This window comes from Vibrio bivalvicida, from assembly GCF_001399455.2.
Classification (GTDB): Bacteria; Pseudomonadota; Gammaproteobacteria; order Enterobacterales; family Vibrionaceae; genus Vibrio; species Vibrio bivalvicida.
The window spans coordinates 38,634-57,157 of record NZ_LLEI02000020.1 but is presented as its reverse complement, the minus strand read 5'-3'; the positions used below and the strand labels follow the sequence as shown (position 1 = coordinate 57,157).

Genomic DNA, 18,524 nt, shown 5'->3' with positions numbered 1-18,524 from the left:
TTTTTACGATTCGCTGTTGCAATCCAATTCTGCTGATTAAAAACTTTTTGCTTTTTTTATCAAGTCATAGGCATTCTGAATTTCTTGCGCTTTTTCCTTAGCAACGTTCATCATTTCTGGTGGTAGGCCTTTCGCCATTAGCTTGTCTGGGTGGTGCTCATTCATTAGTTTGCGATAGGCACGTTTCACCGTTTTCGAGTCAGCACTGCCATCAACACCGAGTAGCTTGTAAGCATCACTTAACTGATCAGCGGTAGATGCTTGCTGCCAACTGCCGCCTGATTGATGTGATTGTCCCCCACCCGTTTGGCCTCCAAAGCCACCTTGTTGAAATCGAAACGCGGCCTCTTGCATCCGCAAACGTTGCTCAAGTTGCTCTGATGAAAAGCCGAGTCCTCGGGCGATCTTATGTAAAACATTGCGCTCACTAGGGTGAACATCGCCATCAGCAAACGCCGCTGAAATCTGCAGCTCTAAAAAAAACTGCATTAAGTCGAACCGACCTCCAGATGAGATACGCACTCGCTCTAGAACAGTCTCAAGCGGGAAGTCACTCTCTTTGCCTTCACGGAACGCATCCTGTGCCGCTCTACGCTGCTCACCATGAAGGTTCATACGCTCCATCATAGTCATGGCGAGTTGAATTTCCTCTCGCGTAACTTGACCCTTCGCTTTAGCGACATGCCCCATGACCGCAAATGCTGCTTTAAAAAACTCTTCCTGTCGTTCGGCCTGGCTTGGCCCACTGCCAAAGCTTGAGTGGAACCCTGCTTGACGTAAGCGGCGTGCTTTATCGAATTGGTGGCCTATAAATAAACCGAATGCAGCACCAAAAGGGCCTCCAAATAGGAAACCAAAGAATGTGCCGAGAATTTTGCCAAAAATATGCATTATGTGCTCTCAATCTCTGAATTTTTTCTTCACGTAGCGGTCTGATAGTGCCGTAAGCTGTAAATTACTTTATTATAAGGGCCGATTTATTTTTCATTCGGTCCCTATTCACCGGATATATCAAGTTCAACAGGATAGTAAAACTCGATGTTACGTTTCCAACGCACCTTGCTAGCCGCTTCAATCACTGCTGCTTTTGTAGTGCCTCTGACTCAAGCAGAAACTATATCAGACGATAGTGTGCAGGAACTGCCCACTATAGATCAATGCCTGATCAACGAACCTGAGGCAGAAAATCCTAATCAACTGCCTGTTAATGTTGAAGCAGACAGCTTAGAAGCCATAAACGGTGATAAAGCAACATACCGTGGCAATGTCGTTGTCGTTCAAGGCAAAAAACGCATGCTGGCTGACAACGTCACCATGCACCAACAAGAAAACATTGTTGTCGCTGAAGGCAATGTGACCTTCAGTGATGGTGAAGTAAAAACAATCTCTGAAAAAGCCACCAACAAACTCAACACTGAAGAAGTGACGCTTGAGAACACTAACTATAAATTCCTGTGTGAGCCTGGTCGTGGTGACGCGGTATACGTTGCGAAAACTGGCAAGGCAATATACGAAATTGAAGATGGTACTATCACTTCGTGTCCTGAGGGAGATAGCTCATGGCGCATGCGAGCTTCGAGCATTGATATTGACCAGAATGAAGAGCAAGCAACCTTCTACAATCCACGCTTTGAGATTGTTAACGTGCCTGTTTTTTATCTGCCATTCCTAACCGTACCGATCGGCGATACACGTAAAACTGGCTTCCTCTATCCAACAGTCTCATATGGCTCAAGTGATGGTTTCGAGATGGAAGTTCCAATCTACTGGAACTTAGCACCTAACTACGATCTAAAAACCACCTTTAAGCACATGCAGAATCGTGGCAATCAACTTGATAGCGAGTTCCGCTACTTATCCGATTTTGGTTATAGCACCCTTAAGTCTGAATACTTAGTTGATGACAAGAAAAATCCAGAGCTTGGCGACCGTTGGGGTTTTCAATGGCAACACTCGGGTATTTTCCAGCAAAACTGGAAGTTTGAAATCGACTACTCCAAAGTCAGTGACATCGGTTACTTTTCGGATATGGACTCCGGCATTGGTAAGCAAGAAGATGGACAGCTAATTCAAGAAGGCCGAGCCTCATACCGTTCAGAAAACTGGGACGCGTCGCTACTCGCGCGCGACTTTCAAGCCTTAACTCCAGGCGCAACACCCTATCGCTTACTACCGCAGCTTAGCTTTAATTACTACGCACCAGAGCTAATGCGTTATTTAGACTTCAATACAATTAGTCATATTTCTCGATTTGATACCGATGCCAAAGGCCAGCCTTCAGCAACTCGTGTGCATGTAGAACCAGGCTTGACGCTCCCGGTTGGTACAACCTGGGGAAGCTGGACAACTGAAGCGCGCCTATTGGGGACTTACTATCAGCAAGATTTAGAAGGGGTAGATACCACTTCTGGCAGCAAGGCAACCAACCCATATTACGGCTTAGAGGAAACTGTCTCGCGAATTATTCCAGAGTTTCGAACTCATGCAGGAATTGTACTAGAGCGAGATACTGTTATTTTTAACAACTACACTCAGACCCTCGAGCCACAGGTTCAATACTTATATGTTCCAGAAAAAGATCAGACTAATATTGGTAAGTACGACACCACCCTATTACAAACCGATTACTATGGCTTATTCCGTAGCCGAAAATACAGCGGCGTTGATGAGATCAAAGATGCCAATCAATTTAGTTATGGGGCTTCGACACGCTTTTTTGATGATGCCTACAAAGAACGCCTTAATCTCTCGTTTGGTCAAATTTTTTATTTAGACAGAGAGGACAAAGCGCCCGACTCTAAATCGAATTTCTCTGCTTGGGCGATAGAGATGGATTTTAACTATGACGACTACTTGTTCTATCATGGTGGAGTTCAATACGACATCGAGTCCAGTGAACTTCAATTAGGCAACAGCACATTAGAGTATCGCTTTAGTGACGGCTATATCCAAGGTAACTATCGTTATGTAACAAGAGAGTACATCGAAGCTACGTTGGGAGACAGTATTGGAAACCTCGACAATATTACTAAAGATGGTATTTCGCAAACTGGCCTATTAGCAGGCTATCAAATTACTCGTAATTGGAACGCCAGCGCACAGTATTTTTACGACTTGACAACCAGTAGCGCTCTTGAATGGATGGGGCAACTTAATTACACGTCTGATTGCTGGTATATTGGATTCACCTATAGTAAGAAGTTGCAAAGCGGCCTCCTATCCACCCCTCCACAGCCACTATATGAGAATAATTTTACTCTCAATTTTGGTATTATAGGCTTTGGTACTGCAATTGGTGCTGGTTCTGGCCTAGCAGGGCTTGATGACGCAGGTAACTCTCTAGGCTACGGTCGCCCATTCTCTTTAAGTAACTAATTTATTAGCTCGCTGCCTAACCATAGCGAGCTAATTATTTAATAGGATTTTCAATGAAATTTTGGAAACACACTTTACTTAGCTTGGTAACGGCAAGTGCAATGAGCACAGTGCAAGCTGAGCCAGTACCACTAGATAAAGTGGCAGTGATCGTTAATGAAGGCGTAGTGCTACAAAGTGATATTGACGTATCAATAAAAACGCTGAAAGCTAATGCCAAGAAGAATGGTCAACAACTACCAGAACAAGACATTTTAGTTGAACAGGTTACTGAGAAACTGATCGTTGATACCATTCAGCAACAAGAAGCGGAACGTATCGGTGTGCGTATTGACGATAACCGCCTTAATGAAGCGATTAAAGATATTGCCAAGAACAGCAATCAAACCGCAGAACAGCTTAGAGCGTCAATTGCAGAAGAGGGCTTAAGCTATGCGGAATTTCGTGAGCAAATTCGTAAAGAAATCGCTGCAAGTGAAGCACGGAATGCACTCGTGCGCCGACGCATCAATATCCTGCCAGCAGAGGTCGATAACTTAGCCAACATTCTTGCTCAAGAGACCAATGCGACAGTGCAGTATAAGATCGGTCATATTCAGTTGCGCGTCGATGATGGGGATGATAAACCAGCTATTGAAACAGAAGCCAATCGGCTAGTCGAAGAACTAAAAAATGGCGCTGATTTTAGCACTATGGCATACACCTATTCTAAGGGTCCAAAAGCACTGCAAGGTGGTGATTGGGGTTGGATGCGTAAAGAAGAAATGCCGACCATATTCGCAGATCAGATCAAACTGCAAAACAAAGGTAGTATTATTGGCCCGTTCAGAAGCGGCGTAGGCTTCCATATCCTCAAAATTGAAGATGTCAAAGGGCTAGAAACCATCGCTGTAACTGAAGTTAACGCTCGTCATATTTTGATCAAACCGACTGTAATTCTTAGCGATGAAGGCGTGCAAAACGATCTCAACGAGATCATTCGTCGTATCAAGTCTGGCGAATCTACTTTCGGTGAAATGGCTCAGCAATATAGCCAAGATCCAGGCTCAGCCGCGCAAGACGGTGAACTTGGCTACCAAACCTCTGATCTGTATGTTCCGGAATTTAAACACCAAGTCGATACTTTGCCAGTCGGTCAAATTAGCAAACCCTTTAAAACCGTTCATGGCTGGCACATTGTTGAAGTGATGGATCGCCGTGAAGTCGACCGTACTGACTCTGCACTAAAAAATAAAGCTTACCGAATTTTGTTTAACCGCAAGTTCAACGAAGAAGCCAGTGCTTGGTTACAAGAAATTCGCGCCAGCGCCTTTGTCGAAGTCATTGAGGAAGACAAGCAAGATGACCGTTAAACGCATAATTGTTACCGCTGGCGAACCAGCAGGGATTGGACCTGATCTAGTGCTCGCCCTCTCCACAGAAAACTGGAGCCATCAAATTGTGGTGTGCGCGGACAAGCAGATGCTGGCAGAACGTGCGACCCAGCTTGGTATTACAGTCGAACTGCTTGACTATCAAGCCGATAGTCAAGTCGTTGCTCAAAGAGCAGGTACACTGGTTGTCGAGCATATTCCTCTTGCTAATAGTGCTGTCGCTGGCCAACTCGATGAAGCTAACGGACAGTACGTATTAAAAACATTAGAAAGAGCCGCTTTGGGCTGTATGAATAGTGAATTTGATGCTATTGTCACCGGCCCTGTGCACAAAGGGGTGATAAACCGCTCCGGCGTGGCATTCAGTGGGCATACAGAATTTTTTGCTGAGAAATCAAACACACCACTGGTTGTGATGATGTTGGCAACTGAAGGCCTACGTGTAGCACTAGTCACGACACATATTCCACTTGCTTATGTGTCACAGGCAGTCACAAAAGAGAGACTAGAGAAAATCATCGAGATTCTACATAAGGATCTGATTGAAAAATTTGCAATCTCTTCACCCAACATCTACGTGTGTGGACTGAATCCCCACGCAGGAGAAGATGGCGTACTCGGTAAAGAAGAGATTAATACCATCACTCCAACGCTAGACAAACTGCGTCAGGAGAAAGGAATTAATCTTATTGGCCCTTTACCGGCAGATACCATCTTCAACGAAAAATATCTGCAAGATGCAGACGCAGTGCTAGGAATGTATCACGATCAGGTACTTCCTGTATTAAAATATAAAGGCTTTGGTCGCTCGGTGAATATCACCCTAGGCTTGCCATTTATAAGGACCTCCGTTGATCACGGCACCGCACTTGACCTTGCAGGGACGGGTAATGCGGACACAGGAAGCTTTAGAACGGCTTTGGCTCATGCGATAGAGCTAGTCGATAAGAAATCGAATTAACTTGAGAATACTATGAGAAACGATGTCCACTTAGGACACAAAGCAAGAAAACGCTTTGGTCAAAACTTCCTTAATGATCCGTACATCATTGATGGGATTGTCTCTGCAATCAACCCAAAACCAGGACAAAACCTGGTTGAAATTGGTCCGGGTCTAGGCGCGATTACCGAACCAGTAGGTAAGGAAGTTGATAAGTTTACTGTTATTGAGCTTGACCGAGATCTTGCTGAACGTTTACGCAACCACCCAGATTTAGGTGACAAGCTGACTATCCACGAAGGTGATGCAATGCGCTTCGACTTCACTCAGTTGGTAAAACCAAACAACAAACTACGTATCTTTGGAAACTTGCCGTACAACATTTCGACGCCATTGATGTTTCATCTTTTTGAGTTCCATAAAGACGTTCAAGATATGCACTTTATGCTACAAAAAGAGGTGGTCAACCGCTTAGCTGCTGGCCCTGGCACTAAAGCATACGGTCGTCTTACTGTAATGGCTCAATATTTCTGTAAAGTCGTTCCTGTTTTAGAAGTACCGCCAAGCGCTTTTGTTCCGCCACCAAAAGTAGACTCTGCGGTAGTGCGTTTGGTGCCTTACGAAGAGATCCCTTATCCAGTCAATGACCTAAAGTGGTTAGATCGCGTCTGTCGAGAAGGCTTTAATCAACGTCGTAAAACGGTTCGTAACTGTTATAAAGCTCTAATGAGCGCAGAAACACTAGAAGAGCTGGGCATCAACCCTAGTATGCGTCCAGAGAACCTGACGCTAGAGCAATTTGTTGATATGGCAAACTGGCTAGACGCAAAACACAGATAAGCACACTATATTAAGAGTGATAGATCTCAGATTTATCACTCTTTTTGACTTTGCATAGGAGTTTACATGGAAGCTACCCCTTGTATAAAAGTCCAAGTCCACAGCAAATACATTCCAGACCAATCTCAACCTGACGCAAAACGTTACGTTTTTGCTTATATCATTACGATAAAAAATCTTAGTCAACAAAACGTGCAACTTATCAGCCGACGCTGGTTAATTACCGATGCCAATGGGAAACAAATGACAATTGAAGGGGAAGGTGTAGTTGGGCAACAACCGTTTATTTCCGCAAGTGATGAGTACACCTACAACAGTGGCACTGTTATAGAAACACCAGTAGGTGTAATGCAGGGACAGTACATCATGCATGACGAAAATGGCAGCGAGTTCATCGCTGAAATTGACCCCTTTAGACTCGCTATCCCCAACATTCTTAATTAAGGTACAACCGTGGCAACATACATTGTCGGCGATCTACAAGGTTGTCTTGATGAACTGCTATTACTGTTAGATAAAGTCGACTTCGACTCGAAACAAGACACTTTATGGATTGCTGGAGACTTGGTCGCTAGAGGGCCAAAGTCTTTACAAGTATTGCGTTTTGTTCGATCTTTGGGTGATGCGGCCAAAGTGATCTTAGGTAACCATGACTTACACCTTCTAGCTGTCTCTTTAGGGTTGTTCAAAATCAAGAACAAAGACAAGACCGCGCCAATTTTTAAAGCTGATGATAAACAAGAACTGCTTGATTGGTTACGACAGCAACCTCTGCTCGTTGAACATAATGAGTTCATCATGTGCCACGCCGGTATTTCTCCGCAATGGTCTTTGGAGCAAGCCCGTCACGCAGCCAAAGAAGTCGAGGCAATCCTACATAGTGACGATTGGCCTTGGCTAATTGAAAACATGTATTCCAATCAGCCCGATCTTTGGACTAGCTCTTTACACGGTATCGAGCGTTATCGCTATATTATCAACGCATTTACCCGGATGCGTTTCTGCTTTACTGATGGCAGATTGGATATGGAATGTAAACTCCCTCCAAATGAAATCAACAGCGCTAAACTCGTTCCTTGGTTTAACGTTAAAAGCCGTGTCTTACTTGAAAAAACAGTGCTTTTTGGTCACTGGGCGGCGCTTGAAGGTTATGAAGGGGAAGAGGTGATTGGCCTTGATACTGGCTGTGTCTGGGGCGGTCATCTGACTATGCTGCGCTGGGAAGATAAGCAGTTTTTCACCCAAAAAGCGTTAGATAGAAAACTAGAAAACTAGAAAACTAGAAAACTAGAAAACTAGAATTGTGTCAGCTGTAGAAATCAACTCTAGTTTTCCGTAGTATTGACGTGAACTTAGTTCTTCCTCTCCAAAACTACAAAACGCATATCATAAGCATTCTTCTCGTCCGCAGCATAGCTTTCAGAGTAGATTTCAGAAAACTCATCACTCCATGCTGGGAACTGAGTATCGCCTTCAACTTGTGCTTCGATGTAAGTTACGTAAAGCTTATGTACATACGGTAGGCAAGCTTGATAGATGGTTCCACCACCAATAATCATTACCTCCTCCACACCTCCAGCGGTTTGTAGTGCTTCTTCAATAGAAGTTACTGTAGTAACGCCTTCAATCACTAGAGATGTATCACGGCTGATCACAATATTCTTCCTACCTGGCAGCGGGCGCCCAATCGAATCGTAGGTTTTACGTCCCATTACTACAGGTTTCCCCATAGTACAGCGCTTAAACCAAGCGAAATCAGCAGGAAGGTGCCACGGCATTTGATTGTCTTTTCCGATAATTCGATCCTGTGCCATTGCGGCGACCATACTAATGATCATTCACTACTCCTAAGGTTCTATACAATGGGTTTACGGCGATAGAATAGCAAGCCCGGCATAGCTAAGCCAACAGCGAGTCCAGCAATAATAAACATCGCTTTGAGGAAATTCTCCATCAACATAGCGACGAGCTCAGGACTGTAACCTCTATGGTTAAGCTCTACCAAGGCAATCATAGCTTTAAAGGCGAAGACACCTGGAACCATAGGAATTAGCGCAGCAACGGTAAACACTTTCGGGTGTGCTAAAAAGCGTGCCGACCAATGAATACCGACCATACTAACGATTATTGCCGCGAAGAAAGTTGCCCACTCAATGGGAATACCGAAATGCATCATCAAGTAACGCGAGCCATGACCAATAGCACCGCCTAATGTACAATAGATTAAGGCCTTGTGTGGAACATTGAACACTAATGCAAAACCAACTGCGGGGATAGCAGCAAACAGCATGTCATTGAGCAAGCCTAGTAAAAGATCCAATGAGATCATGCCACCCACCCCCAAACACCAACCAAGCTCATCGCTGCGACGATACCCAGACTTGTCGCCAATGTCAGTAAACTGGCCATAACAAAGCGTGCTATACCCATATTGATGTAGCCTTTGAGCATATCCGCTACAGAGTTGATCAAAGGAAAACCAGGGACGAGCATCAGAACGGAGGAGGCCATTACCAGTGAAGGAGAGTTACCCAGTTCATAGATAACGGCTTGTGCTGAAACAACAGTGGTCACAAATGCCGTAGCAGTAAAATTCATCAATGGATTGAAGTGGCGATGGCCAATTTCCTGTCTAACCACCATACCAACCGAAGAGGCAATAAAGGTCATAGTAAACACAACCCAATCTCCCCCGGCCAAACGGCTAAATGCGGCACATGACAATCCAATCATAAACACTACCAACCAACGGTTGTAACGCTCAGGACTAATCTTATCAAGCTGCTGCTGCGCCATAGAATAGTCGATAATACCACGTTCGAGCATAATGCAGATTCGTTGTACCTGCGTAATTGCCTGCATGTTGATGCCTCGATCAGGGCAACGGCGAGCAGTTGTAATGCAGTGCTCTTGATAAACCGTGGTGACCACCAATGAACTGGCTGATAGTGAAACTTCGACTTCATTCATTCCGGCGGCGAAGCCGAAGCGACGCATAAGATCGCCAACCAACGTACTTTCAGCACCATGAGCCAAAAGCATTTGCCCAGCTTGGGCGATTAAACGAGAAACGGCTCGTTGTTTGGATGCCATGATTCTATCCTACTCCTTTAGAATGCACCTATTTTGCAGACAAATGCTCAGGCATGATTTGATTTAGACACAAAAAAGCCGCAATAGATATTGCGGCTATGAATTTTATGTACTGTTAATCTCGGACGTAGACAACGTGACCGTCATCTTCTTCATCGTCCCAATCATCCCAGTCGTCGTCATCTTCGGTGATAACATCTTTACCTGCGATAGCATCTTTATGATAGTCATCCCACATGAAGTCGACTTTCTCTTCTTCAGAGATCTCTTCTTGCTCGCGAGGTAGTTGCTCCATAAAGTCAGCTAGCTTATAACAAAGCTCTTTAGTGCCTTGTTTGTTCACTGCAGAGATCTTGTAGTAGTCCTCTTCCCAGCCTAAAGCATCAAGAATATTTTCGATCACTTCGTTCGCTTCTTCTTCAGGCATCAGATCAACCTTGTTGAAGATCAGCCAACGCGGCTTGTCTGCTAGTTTCTCGCTGTATTGCTCTAGTTCATCAATAATGGTTAGCGCATTCTGCACCGGATCACTTTGATCGATCGGCATAATATCGATCATATGCAGTAAAACGCGGCAACGCTCTAGATGCTTCAAGAAGCGGATACCTAAGCCCGCCCCCTCAGCGGCGCCTTCAATCAGACCAGGAATATCAGCGACAACAAAACTCTTCTCTGGAACAACACTTACTACGCCCAAGCTCGGGATCAAAGTGGTAAACGGGTAGTCCGCCACTTTCGGCTTAGCGGCTGATACTGAACGAATAAATGTCGATTTTCCTGCATTTGGTAAACCCAACATACCGACATCAGCAAGTAGCAATAATTCTAAGCGAACTTCACGGATCTCACCTTTAGTACCTAGCGTCTTTTGGCGAGGTGCTCGGTTAACTGATGATTTAAAACGCGTGTTACCTAATCCGTGCCAACCGCCTTTAGCAACCATGACTTTTTTGCCATGTTCAGCGACTTCGGCCACGATTTCATTGGTATGAATATCAACTGCGCGGGTACCGACAGGCACACGGAGTACTTTGTCTTTACCACGTTTACCGGTACAGTTACCACCACGACCATTCTCACCGCGTTCGGCTTCATAGAAGCGCTGGAAGCGATAATCAATTAGCGTGTTGAGGTTTTCGTCAGCTTGGAGATAAATATCACCGCCATCACCACCGTCGCCGCCATCTGGGCCACCTTTCGCAACGAATTTCTCACGCCAGAAACTCACTACACCGTTACCGCCATCTCCGGCTTGAACTTTTACTACCGCTTCATCAACGAATTTCATCTCTTACTCCGCCCTTGTGCTACTTGTCGTAGCTGCGTTGCAAATATCATCTCAGTACATGACCGAATGATATAAATTCTAGCAGATTCCAATTTCAGATCGATCACCCGTAAACTGAGACCGTTCTGCCACTTAGGAATATATAATGAGGGACTTTTTTCAAAGTGCCTTAGTATCTATTCCTTTTTCCAAGCAACTGTTTGGCACCATAAATAAAAAACCCCGCCGAATCGGCAGGGCTTTTGAATTCAGCTTGAAAGCTAATAGAGTAATTAAACTAGGTTTAATTACTCAGCTTCGATGCTAACGAATTTACGGTTTTTAGGACCTTTCACTTCGAACTTCACTTTACCTTCAGTAAGAGCGAATAGAGTGTGGTCTTTACCGATGCCTACGTTAGTACCAGCGTGGAACTTAGTACCACGTTGACGAACGATGATGTTACCTGCAAGAACAGATTCACCACCGAAACGCTTAACACCTAGACGTTTGCTTTCTGAATCGCGGCCGTTACGAGTAGAACCACCAGCTTTTTTGTGTGCCATTGTTAAACTCTCCTAATCGATTAAGCGTTGATACCAGTGATTTTCACTTCCGTGAACCACTGACGGTGACCTTGTTGCTTACGAGAGTGCTTACGACGACGGAACTTAACGATTTTAACTTTATCGCCACGACCGTGTTGTACAACTTCAGCAACTACTTTACCGCCCTCTACTAGAGGAGCACCTACTTTAATTTCTTCACCGTTAGCAACAAGAAGAACTTTATCAAATTCAACAGTTGCGCCAGTTTCAACGTCTAATTTCTCTAAACGAAGGGTTTGACCTTCGCTTACACGGTGTTGTTTACCACCAGATTGGAAAACAGCGTACATATCTTACTCCGCTTTTTCCGCACAGCCGTATGCTATTTGAGCATCAAGGGTGTGCGCTAAACTAATCATCAATAGGGCGCAGATTCTACAGAAAGGTCGCACCTATGACAAGCCATATTTTGAAAAAATTGGCGAAAAGCTAATCGCCAATGAAAAGTGCCCAGATGATGCCCTTTAACCATGTATTAATCAACGTTTTTTAGTGTATTATTCAGCAATTAAAACAGATAAGAATACCTTACTCGTTCTAACTTCAGCCGGAATTACAATGGATTTTAAAGCTATCCAAGCGCTCACCGCCGATGACATGGCAAAAGTGAATGAAACAATTCACGCTCAGCTCAACTCTGATGTCTCTTTAATCAATCAACTGGGTTTCTACATCGTTAGTGGTGGTGGTAAGCGTATACGCCCTCTTTTAGCTGTATTATCAGCGAAAGCGCTGGGCTACAAAGGAGAGGCTCACACAACAGCAGCCGCCTTTATTGAATTCATTCATACCGCGACGCTGCTGCATGATGATGTGGTCGATGAATCAGATATGCGCCGTGGTAAAGCTACCGCCAATGCGGCGTTCGGTAATGCCGCTAGCGTATTAGTTGGTGACTTTATATACACTCGGTCCTTTCAAATGATGACAGAGCTAGGATCATTAAAGATCCTCAAGCTAATGAGTGACGCTGTAAACGTCATTGCTGAAGGTGAAGTGCAGCAATTGATGAACTGCAATGATCCTAACACTACCGAACAAAGTTACATGCAAGTTATCTACTCTAAGACTGCCCGCTTATTCGAAGCCGCTACTCAAATTGGAGCGATCTTGAATGAAGCCCCTGAAGAAGTAGAGCTTGCCTTACAGAACTATGGTAAATATCTCGGTACTGCGTTCCAACTGATTGATGATGTGATGGACTACACGTCAGATGGCAAAGAGATGGGCAAAAACGTGGGAGATGATCTCGCGGAAGGAAAGCCAACCCTTCCTCTTCTCTATGCAATGCAAAACGGTTCTCCACAACAGACCGAAATGATTCGCGAAGCTATTGAAAAAGCCAATGGTATGCAACGTTTGAACGAAATTCTTGAAGCGATGGAGCAGACTGGCTCCCTTGAATACACTCGTCAAAAAGCCTATCAAGAAGCAGACAACGCGATTGCTGAATTAAGCGTATTAGAAGATTCAGAATACAAGCAAGCTTTGATTACCCTTGCGCATATGGCAGTACACCGCACTAGCTAACTCGCAAAACAGAAATCGCACATACAACAACGGGAACCAAGTGGTTCCCGTTTCCCTCTATATAATAACGAGAGATTTCCAGATCAGCATAAACGAAGGCAACTTGACAGGTTACTAGACGACAAGTCTTTGTGCTCTAACGTACTATATAACCATACCCGCAATTTAAACCTAGCACTAAAGATTGAGATTTGATATCACGACAGTACATTTTGCGAGCAATATGGATTTTAGAATACCTAAATAATTCATTGTTACATGCTTTGGCAAATTCCTTCTCTAATTAGCCTTTGGTAATCAAAACGTCATAAGGTGATCATCTAACTCTCATCTCGCTGAAGCCTTTCTGCAACATCCCATACCTATCCTCATTTCGAACCACTACCATTTTGAGGATGCTATGGAAGTTTCTAGTCCGTTTCGTTTACCGAAAAAAACCCCATTTCGCTTAGGAGAGAGCTTTACTGAATGGGCAACTGGTCTCAATAAGCTCGATAAATTTTATGCTCAGCGCCCTGCTGGCTGTAATACTCAAGCCTTTCTTCGCTTCACTCTTGAAGTACTCGGTATTGACTACCAGGTGTGCAAAGGTTCGCTAAGCCATATTCCACAATCGGGTTCTACTGTGATTGTCGCCAACCATCCGCTAGGTTGTGTCGAGGGCGTGATTCTTGCCGAGCTGCTCCTTCAAATAAGAAGTGATGTTCAGATCCTAGCCAATCAATACCTAAAAACGGTTCCTGAACTTGATGAGCTCTTTATTGGCGTCGATGTATTCGAAGGACAGAATGCGCATAAAGCCAATCTAAAAGCCCTTCGAAAAGCACACCAGCATTTAAGTGAAGGCGGGCTATTATTACTGTTTCCTGCCGGAGAAGTATCACAGCTTGTGGATAGGAAAGCACTTCGTCTTGAAGATAAAGAGTGGAGCCGCTCCGTCAGCAGTTTGATCCGCAAGGCTCGCGCAACAACTATTCCCACCTTTATTGACGGTCAGAACTCACAACGCTTTTATCTTGCAGGTAAAGTACACCCACTATTACGTACCTTGATGCTTGGCCGAGAGCTACTCAATAAATCAAACCAGCAAATTCAGATCTCTATCGGCTCAGCAATTAAGTATAAAGAAGTGAACGGTCTCACCGATACACAGATCGTCAATTACCTCAGGTTAAACACCTACCTTTTGCAAAGTAGTACACTCATTCAACACCAGCTTTCTCACTCTGGCTCTGTTTTACCAATTGCCGAACCACTACCAATTAAAGATATTGAAGCGGATCTAGATGGCTTGCCCAAAGATCATTTAATGCTTTCAAGCGCAGAATTTGATGTTTACTGCACTACAGCCGATCATATCCCATCGTTAATGCATGAAATAGGGCGACTCAGAGAGCACAATTTTCGCCAAGTCGGTGAAGGAACAGGCCTAGATCTTGATCTCGATGAGTTTGATCGTGATTATTTACATCTGTTTATCTGGGATCGGGATAATCGGTGTCTAGTTGGCGCTTATCGTCTCGGATTGGTCGATAAACTCATTAGTAAACACGGAATTAAGGGCTTGTATTCACGAACCTTGTTTAACTTTGAGCAGCCTTTTATCGACACTATGGGTAAATCAATAGAAATGGGGCGTTCAGTGATCGATGAGAAGTATCAAAAAAGCATGGCTCCGTTGCTGTTGCTTTGGAAAGGAATCGCAGCATATGTTCAGAAGCACCCAGAATATACTCACTTATTTGGACCTGTGAGTATCAGTAACGACTACAGCGACCAAGCGAGACAACTTCTTGCACAAACGATGACGCTCCATCACTATGACGCCCAAAAGGCCGAGTTTGTCACCCCATCCAATCCATTACCAAGTACCAATCAAAACTGGAACACTAGCATGCTCACCGCCCTAGCAGACCTACAACTTTTGTCGCGAGTGATTGCCAGAATTGATGAAGGCAAAGGCGTGCCTGTTTTATTGAGGCAATACCTTGGGTTAAATGGAAAGCTAGTATCCTTTAATGTTGATCCAGCTTTTAATAACGCACTTGATGGCTTGATCATGGTTGATCTAAGAGATGTACCACTCAAAACCTTAGCGAGATATATGGGTGCTAACCAAGCTGAGGCTTACTTAAAATCCCATTATATTGAGATCTAGAAAATCATCACCTCCCTATTCCCTAAGTGCTGCGTGACCAAGGCAGCACTTTTGTTATCCAGATTATCTGCTTACAACACCTCACTATTCGCTCGATTACAATAGAAGCGACCTTTACGTCTAGGGAAATAAACTGGCTGGTAACATATTAATAGAGATAGAAAACCAAAATTACGTTCAGGATCAGTTAAAAATGAGATTGACGAAAAAAACAACAAGATAAAAGCTAGGTGAGATAACAAAACACCACAATAAGGAAGTCGCCTAGCTATGTTGCCATCAAAGCAGATACTGCGCTCACTAGCAGCAGGAACGCTCACTCTCACTCTTGCTATCAGCTCTTTTTCCGTGATCGCCGCAGAGAAAGTTTATCGCTTAAAACTCGCCGAAACTTGGGGCCCAAACACACCCATTCTGGGTGATGCAACCAAAAACATGGCAAAGCTTGCCGAACAGATGTCTAACGGTCGTCTTAAAATCCGCATTGATTCCGCTAATAAGCATAAAGCGCCATTAGGAATTTTCGATATGGTCAAATCTGGGCAATACGATCTTGGTCATTCAAGCTCCTACTATTGGAAAGGTAAAGTACCCAACACGTTATACTTCTCCTCTATGCCATTTGGCATGATCTCTACCGAGCAATATGCGTGGTTTTATCGCGGTGGCGGTATGGAGCTAATGGAAAAAGTCTACGCTCCACATAACCTTCTCTCCTTCCCCGGTGGTAACTCCGATATCCAAATGGGTGGCTGGTTTAAAAAGGAGATCAATTCAGTAGAAGATCTCAAAGGTCTCAAAATCCGTATTCCTGGTTTTGCTGGTGAAGTGATGGCAAAAGTAGGCGCCAAACCAACCAATATCGCTCCCGGTGAACTGTATACATCATTAGAAAGAGGTACTATTGACGCACTGGAATGGGTTGGTCCTGCATTTGATCTTAGAATGGGCTTTCAAAAAATCGCCCCATATTACTATACTGCTTGGCACGAACCTGGTTCAGAGACTCAATTCTTAGTCAACAAAAAGAAGTGGGATTCACTGCCTAAAGATCTACAAACGATCTTAGAAACCGCATTCAGAGTGGCTGCATTTGATATGTATACTCAGGCTGTCGATGCTAACGCCAACAGCTGGGCGACGATGAGTGCTGAGTATCCAAATATAAAGGTAAGAGATTTCCCACCAGAAGTGTTAAAAGCGATGCAAACAGCAACCGCCGAATTACTTGAACAGCAAGCCAGCAGCGACGCATTAGCGAAAGAGATCATTGAGTCACAAAAACAGTACTTAACTAAAGTACGTGCATGGACCGATATCTCTTCAAAAGCCTATCTAGAAAGTCACTAGTCAAAAAGGGCTGCAATTTGCGGCCCTTATTGTCGGAGGACATTAAAGTTTGAAACTTTTCTCTCGTGTAGAGTTTAGTACCAAGTAGCCTAGATAAAAGAAGGTAACAATAAAGTTTGAAACTAACTTAATGCCATAACTCTCTGCACAACAGAATTATGACAATAAAGTTTGAAACTTTAAGCATTGTAAGAGACCTTCCTTTCTAGGCACTTAGTCATTGGTCAACCCAGTCTCGCTTAGCAAACTTTTTGGATACAACGGAATAACGGACTCGTTTCGATTTAGTGCAAGAGCTCCTTTTAAATAAACAAAAGGGCTCCGCACTTACCTCAAGAGCCCAACTTCTTAATCGACTTTTAGTACTTATTATAAAGTTTCATCTGCCCTGTCTTATCAAAAGACACCACGTTAAAGCCTTTGTACTCCTGCCCTGGTCGTGCCATTCCCGGCGAATGCTGCGGCATACCGGGAGCGGCGATTCCTGAAATATTTTCAGGCCTTTCCTCAAGCAAACGCTTGATATCAGACTCAGGAACATGCCCTTCAATCATATATCCATCAATGACAGCTGTATGGCAGGACATCAGTTGACTAGGCATTCCAAACTCTTGTTTGACATAACTCCAGTCGCGAGCATGGTTAACATTCACTTCGTAGCCTTTCTTCTCCATAATTGCTGCCCATTCCTTACAGCAACCACACGTAGGCGATTTATAAAGCTCAATAACAGGCTTAGCAAAGACGTTAAAGCTCAAAATCAAAGATGAAAGTGCAATAAGTCTCAATTTTTTACTCATATAGTTACCTAACTAAAATCTATTTTACGTTAATACTGACGGCTTCATCGCCATAACTCAGCTCATACACTCCTTTTTCAGGAATCCACTCAAAGTGCTGAGTTTCATACGGCTCTACGCGCAGTGTTAAATGTTTACCAGCCAAAGGGGAGAGGTCAATTGACATTGACTCAAACGTTTTATTTAGTACCACCAATTGACTCTTCTCACCGCTATCTATAGAAACTGAGAGTAGCGCCTCTTTGGTGCCTTCATACATCCAATCCACTAACTGAAACGTTCCAAGATGCTCCATGTAATCTGCTAGATTTATCTTATCTTGTTCACTTAGTGCATCGCCTAAAAGCTTCATTGTTTGTTCATGCTCTAGGCTATATTTCAGATCATTTAAGGAGCTACCTCTGATGTTCCCACCAACGTTACCTCCCCCTTGACCGTATAGCCCATGACACGCAATACATCCATATCCACCTACAGTAAGAAAAGTGGACTCACCGGCTGAAATTGAGTCTTCTGAAGCATAGGTGAACAAACTCACACTAAACATACCCGCTAGCATGAATAAACGCTTTAACATCATCAGGTTCCTTTATAGCGTCTATAAACTCACTTTTTTAATCATGCCTGCTTCTGCATGCCCTGGAATATTGCATGCAAATTCAACCTTGCTATCCCCGTGGAAGTGCCAAATCAACTGCTTAGCTTTACCCGGTTTTACTGTAACTGCATTCCCAGAATCATGCATATGATGAGGCATTTTCTTCATCATTTCTCGATGTTCAAGTTGCTCTTTCGCTGAGCCAATAGTGAACTCATGATCAATCTTGCCAACATTCATAACCACAAATTGAACTACATCATTAGGTTCAATTTGTACTTCTTTTTTGAACTTGATTGTCATGTCATCTGCCAACACAACATGGACCACTTTGTCTGGTTTTGCACCTGTTGCTGGCATACCAACATCAGACATGCCTTCCATCGACATCATTGAATGATCCATTTTGCTGTGATCCATATCGTCATGATTCATATTACTATGGTCCATGCTCTCATGGTTCATAGAGCCGTGGTCCATCTTTGAGTGATCCATTATAGAGTGGTCCATTTCTGCCATTGCAGATGTTGCTGTAATTGACAGAAGTGCAGCAAGTAGTGTTTTTTTCATGTTCATATTGTGTTCCTTAGTA

At 43.9% G+C, this 18,524-nt stretch carries 19 protein-coding genes; 9 read left to right on the top strand and 10 right to left on the bottom strand.

The window, feature by feature from the left end; all coding sequences use genetic code 11:
* Positions 1 to 36: 36 nt before the first annotated feature.
* On the bottom strand, positions 37 to 891 hold the full coding sequence (gene djlA, locus APB76_RS05095; protein ID WP_054963202.1) for a co-chaperone DjlA: 855 nt from the start codon (positions 889 to 891) through the stop codon (positions 37 to 39).
* 147 nt (positions 892 to 1,038) lie between these two features.
* On the opposite strand from djlA, the gene lptD reads away from it, so the two are divergent.
* The 6 genes from lptD (at position 1,039) to apaH (ending at position 7,803) form a co-directional block, all read left to right on the top strand.
* Positions 1,039 to 3,375: an LPS assembly protein LptD gene (gene lptD, locus APB76_RS05090; RefSeq protein ID WP_054963203.1), complete on the top strand. Its 2,337-nt coding sequence runs from the start codon at positions 1,039 to 1,041 to the stop codon at positions 3,373 to 3,375.
* Between the two features lie 53 nt (positions 3,376 to 3,428).
* A complete protein-coding gene (gene surA / locus APB76_RS05085) occupies positions 3,429 to 4,727 on the top strand; it encodes a peptidylprolyl isomerase SurA (protein ID WP_054963204.1) in 1,299 nt (432 codons plus the stop codon).
* Positions 4,717 to 5,709: a 4-hydroxythreonine-4-phosphate dehydrogenase PdxA gene (gene pdxA / locus APB76_RS05080; RefSeq protein ID WP_054963205.1), complete on the top strand. Its 993-nt coding sequence runs from the start codon at positions 4,717 to 4,719 to the stop codon at positions 5,707 to 5,709. Before surA ends, pdxA begins: the two co-directional genes overlap by 11 nt.
* Positions 5,710 to 5,721: 12 nt before the next feature.
* Complete coding sequence (gene rsmA, locus APB76_RS05075) at positions 5,722 to 6,528, top strand: 16S rRNA (adenine(1518)-N(6)/adenine(1519)-N(6))-dimethyltransferase RsmA (protein WP_049845568.1); 807 nt, start codon at positions 5,722 to 5,724, stop codon at positions 6,526 to 6,528.
* A gap of 66 nt (positions 6,529 to 6,594) precedes the next feature.
* A complete protein-coding gene (gene apaG, locus APB76_RS05070) occupies positions 6,595 to 6,972 on the top strand; it encodes a Co2+/Mg2+ efflux protein ApaG (protein WP_049845567.1) in 378 nt (125 codons plus the stop codon).
* A gap of 9 nt (positions 6,973 to 6,981) precedes the next feature.
* Positions 6,982 to 7,803, top strand: coding sequence for a bis(5'-nucleosyl)-tetraphosphatase (symmetrical) ApaH (apaH, locus tag APB76_RS05065; RefSeq protein ID WP_054963206.1), 822 nt, complete (start codon positions 6,982 to 6,984; stop codon positions 7,801 to 7,803).
* Between the two features lie 77 nt (positions 7,804 to 7,880).
* Here the strand turns inward: apaH and folA are convergent, their stop codons facing one another.
* The 6 genes from folA to rplU form a co-directional block, all read right to left on the bottom strand.
* Complete coding sequence (folA, locus tag APB76_RS05060; RefSeq protein WP_054963207.1) at positions 7,881 to 8,366, bottom strand: type 3 dihydrofolate reductase; 486 nt, start codon at positions 8,364 to 8,366, stop codon at positions 7,881 to 7,883.
* Positions 8,367 to 8,383: 17 nt separating this feature from the next.
* Complete coding sequence (locus tag APB76_RS05055) at positions 8,384 to 8,857, bottom strand: threonine/serine exporter family protein (protein WP_054963239.1); 474 nt, start codon at positions 8,855 to 8,857, stop codon at positions 8,384 to 8,386.
* Entirely contained in the window at positions 8,854 to 9,621 is a 768-nt protein-coding gene (locus APB76_RS05050) for a threonine/serine exporter family protein (RefSeq protein ID WP_054963208.1), read from the bottom strand. Before APB76_RS05050 ends, APB76_RS05055 begins: the two co-directional genes overlap by 4 nt.
* A gap of 115 nt (positions 9,622 to 9,736) precedes the next feature.
* Positions 9,737 to 10,909, bottom strand: a complete 1,173-nt coding sequence (cgtA, locus tag APB76_RS05045) for an Obg family GTPase CgtA (protein ID WP_054963209.1) — start codon at positions 10,907 to 10,909, stop codon at positions 9,737 to 9,739.
* 287 nt (positions 10,910 to 11,196) lie between these two features.
* A complete protein-coding gene (gene rpmA, locus APB76_RS05040; protein WP_004409945.1) occupies positions 11,197 to 11,454 on the bottom strand; it encodes a 50S ribosomal protein L27 in 258 nt (85 codons plus the stop codon).
* Between the two features lie 20 nt (positions 11,455 to 11,474).
* Positions 11,475 to 11,786, bottom strand: coding sequence for a 50S ribosomal protein L21 (gene rplU / locus APB76_RS05035; protein ID WP_049845561.1), 312 nt, complete (start codon positions 11,784 to 11,786; stop codon positions 11,475 to 11,477).
* A gap of 268 nt (positions 11,787 to 12,054) precedes the next feature.
* On the opposite strand from rplU, the gene ispB reads away from it, so the two are divergent.
* The 3 genes from ispB to APB76_RS05020 all read left to right on the top strand — a co-directional run bounded on the left by ispB (position 12,055) and on the right by APB76_RS05020 (position 16,534).
* Positions 12,055 to 13,026, top strand: coding sequence for an octaprenyl diphosphate synthase (gene ispB, locus APB76_RS05030; RefSeq protein WP_054963210.1), 972 nt, complete (start codon positions 12,055 to 12,057; stop codon positions 13,024 to 13,026).
* 400 nt (positions 13,027 to 13,426) lie between these two features.
* Entirely contained in the window at positions 13,427 to 15,184 is a 1,758-nt protein-coding gene (locus APB76_RS05025) for a lysophospholipid acyltransferase family protein (protein WP_054963211.1), read from the top strand.
* 270 nt (positions 15,185 to 15,454) lie between these two features.
* Complete coding sequence (locus APB76_RS05020; RefSeq protein WP_049845558.1) at positions 15,455 to 16,534, top strand: TRAP transporter substrate-binding protein; 1,080 nt, start codon at positions 15,455 to 15,457, stop codon at positions 16,532 to 16,534.
* 359 nt (positions 16,535 to 16,893) lie between these two features.
* Here APB76_RS05020 and APB76_RS05015 read toward each other — a convergent pair whose 3' ends face one another.
* The 3 genes from APB76_RS05015 to copI are packed head-to-tail and all read right to left on the bottom strand — an operon-like array spanning position 16,894 to position 18,502.
* Positions 16,894 to 17,334, bottom strand: coding sequence for a DUF411 domain-containing protein (locus APB76_RS05015; RefSeq protein WP_042521808.1), 441 nt, complete (start codon positions 17,332 to 17,334; stop codon positions 16,894 to 16,896).
* Between the two features lie 19 nt (positions 17,335 to 17,353).
* On the bottom strand, positions 17,354 to 17,911 hold the full coding sequence (locus tag APB76_RS05010) for a hypothetical protein (protein ID WP_042521807.1): 558 nt from the start codon (positions 17,909 to 17,911) through the stop codon (positions 17,354 to 17,356).
* 21 nt (positions 17,912 to 17,932) lie between these two features.
* A complete protein-coding gene (copI, locus tag APB76_RS05005) occupies positions 17,933 to 18,502 on the bottom strand; it encodes a copper-resistant cuproprotein CopI (protein ID WP_054963240.1) in 570 nt (189 codons plus the stop codon).
* Positions 18,503 to 18,524 lie beyond the last annotated feature (22 nt).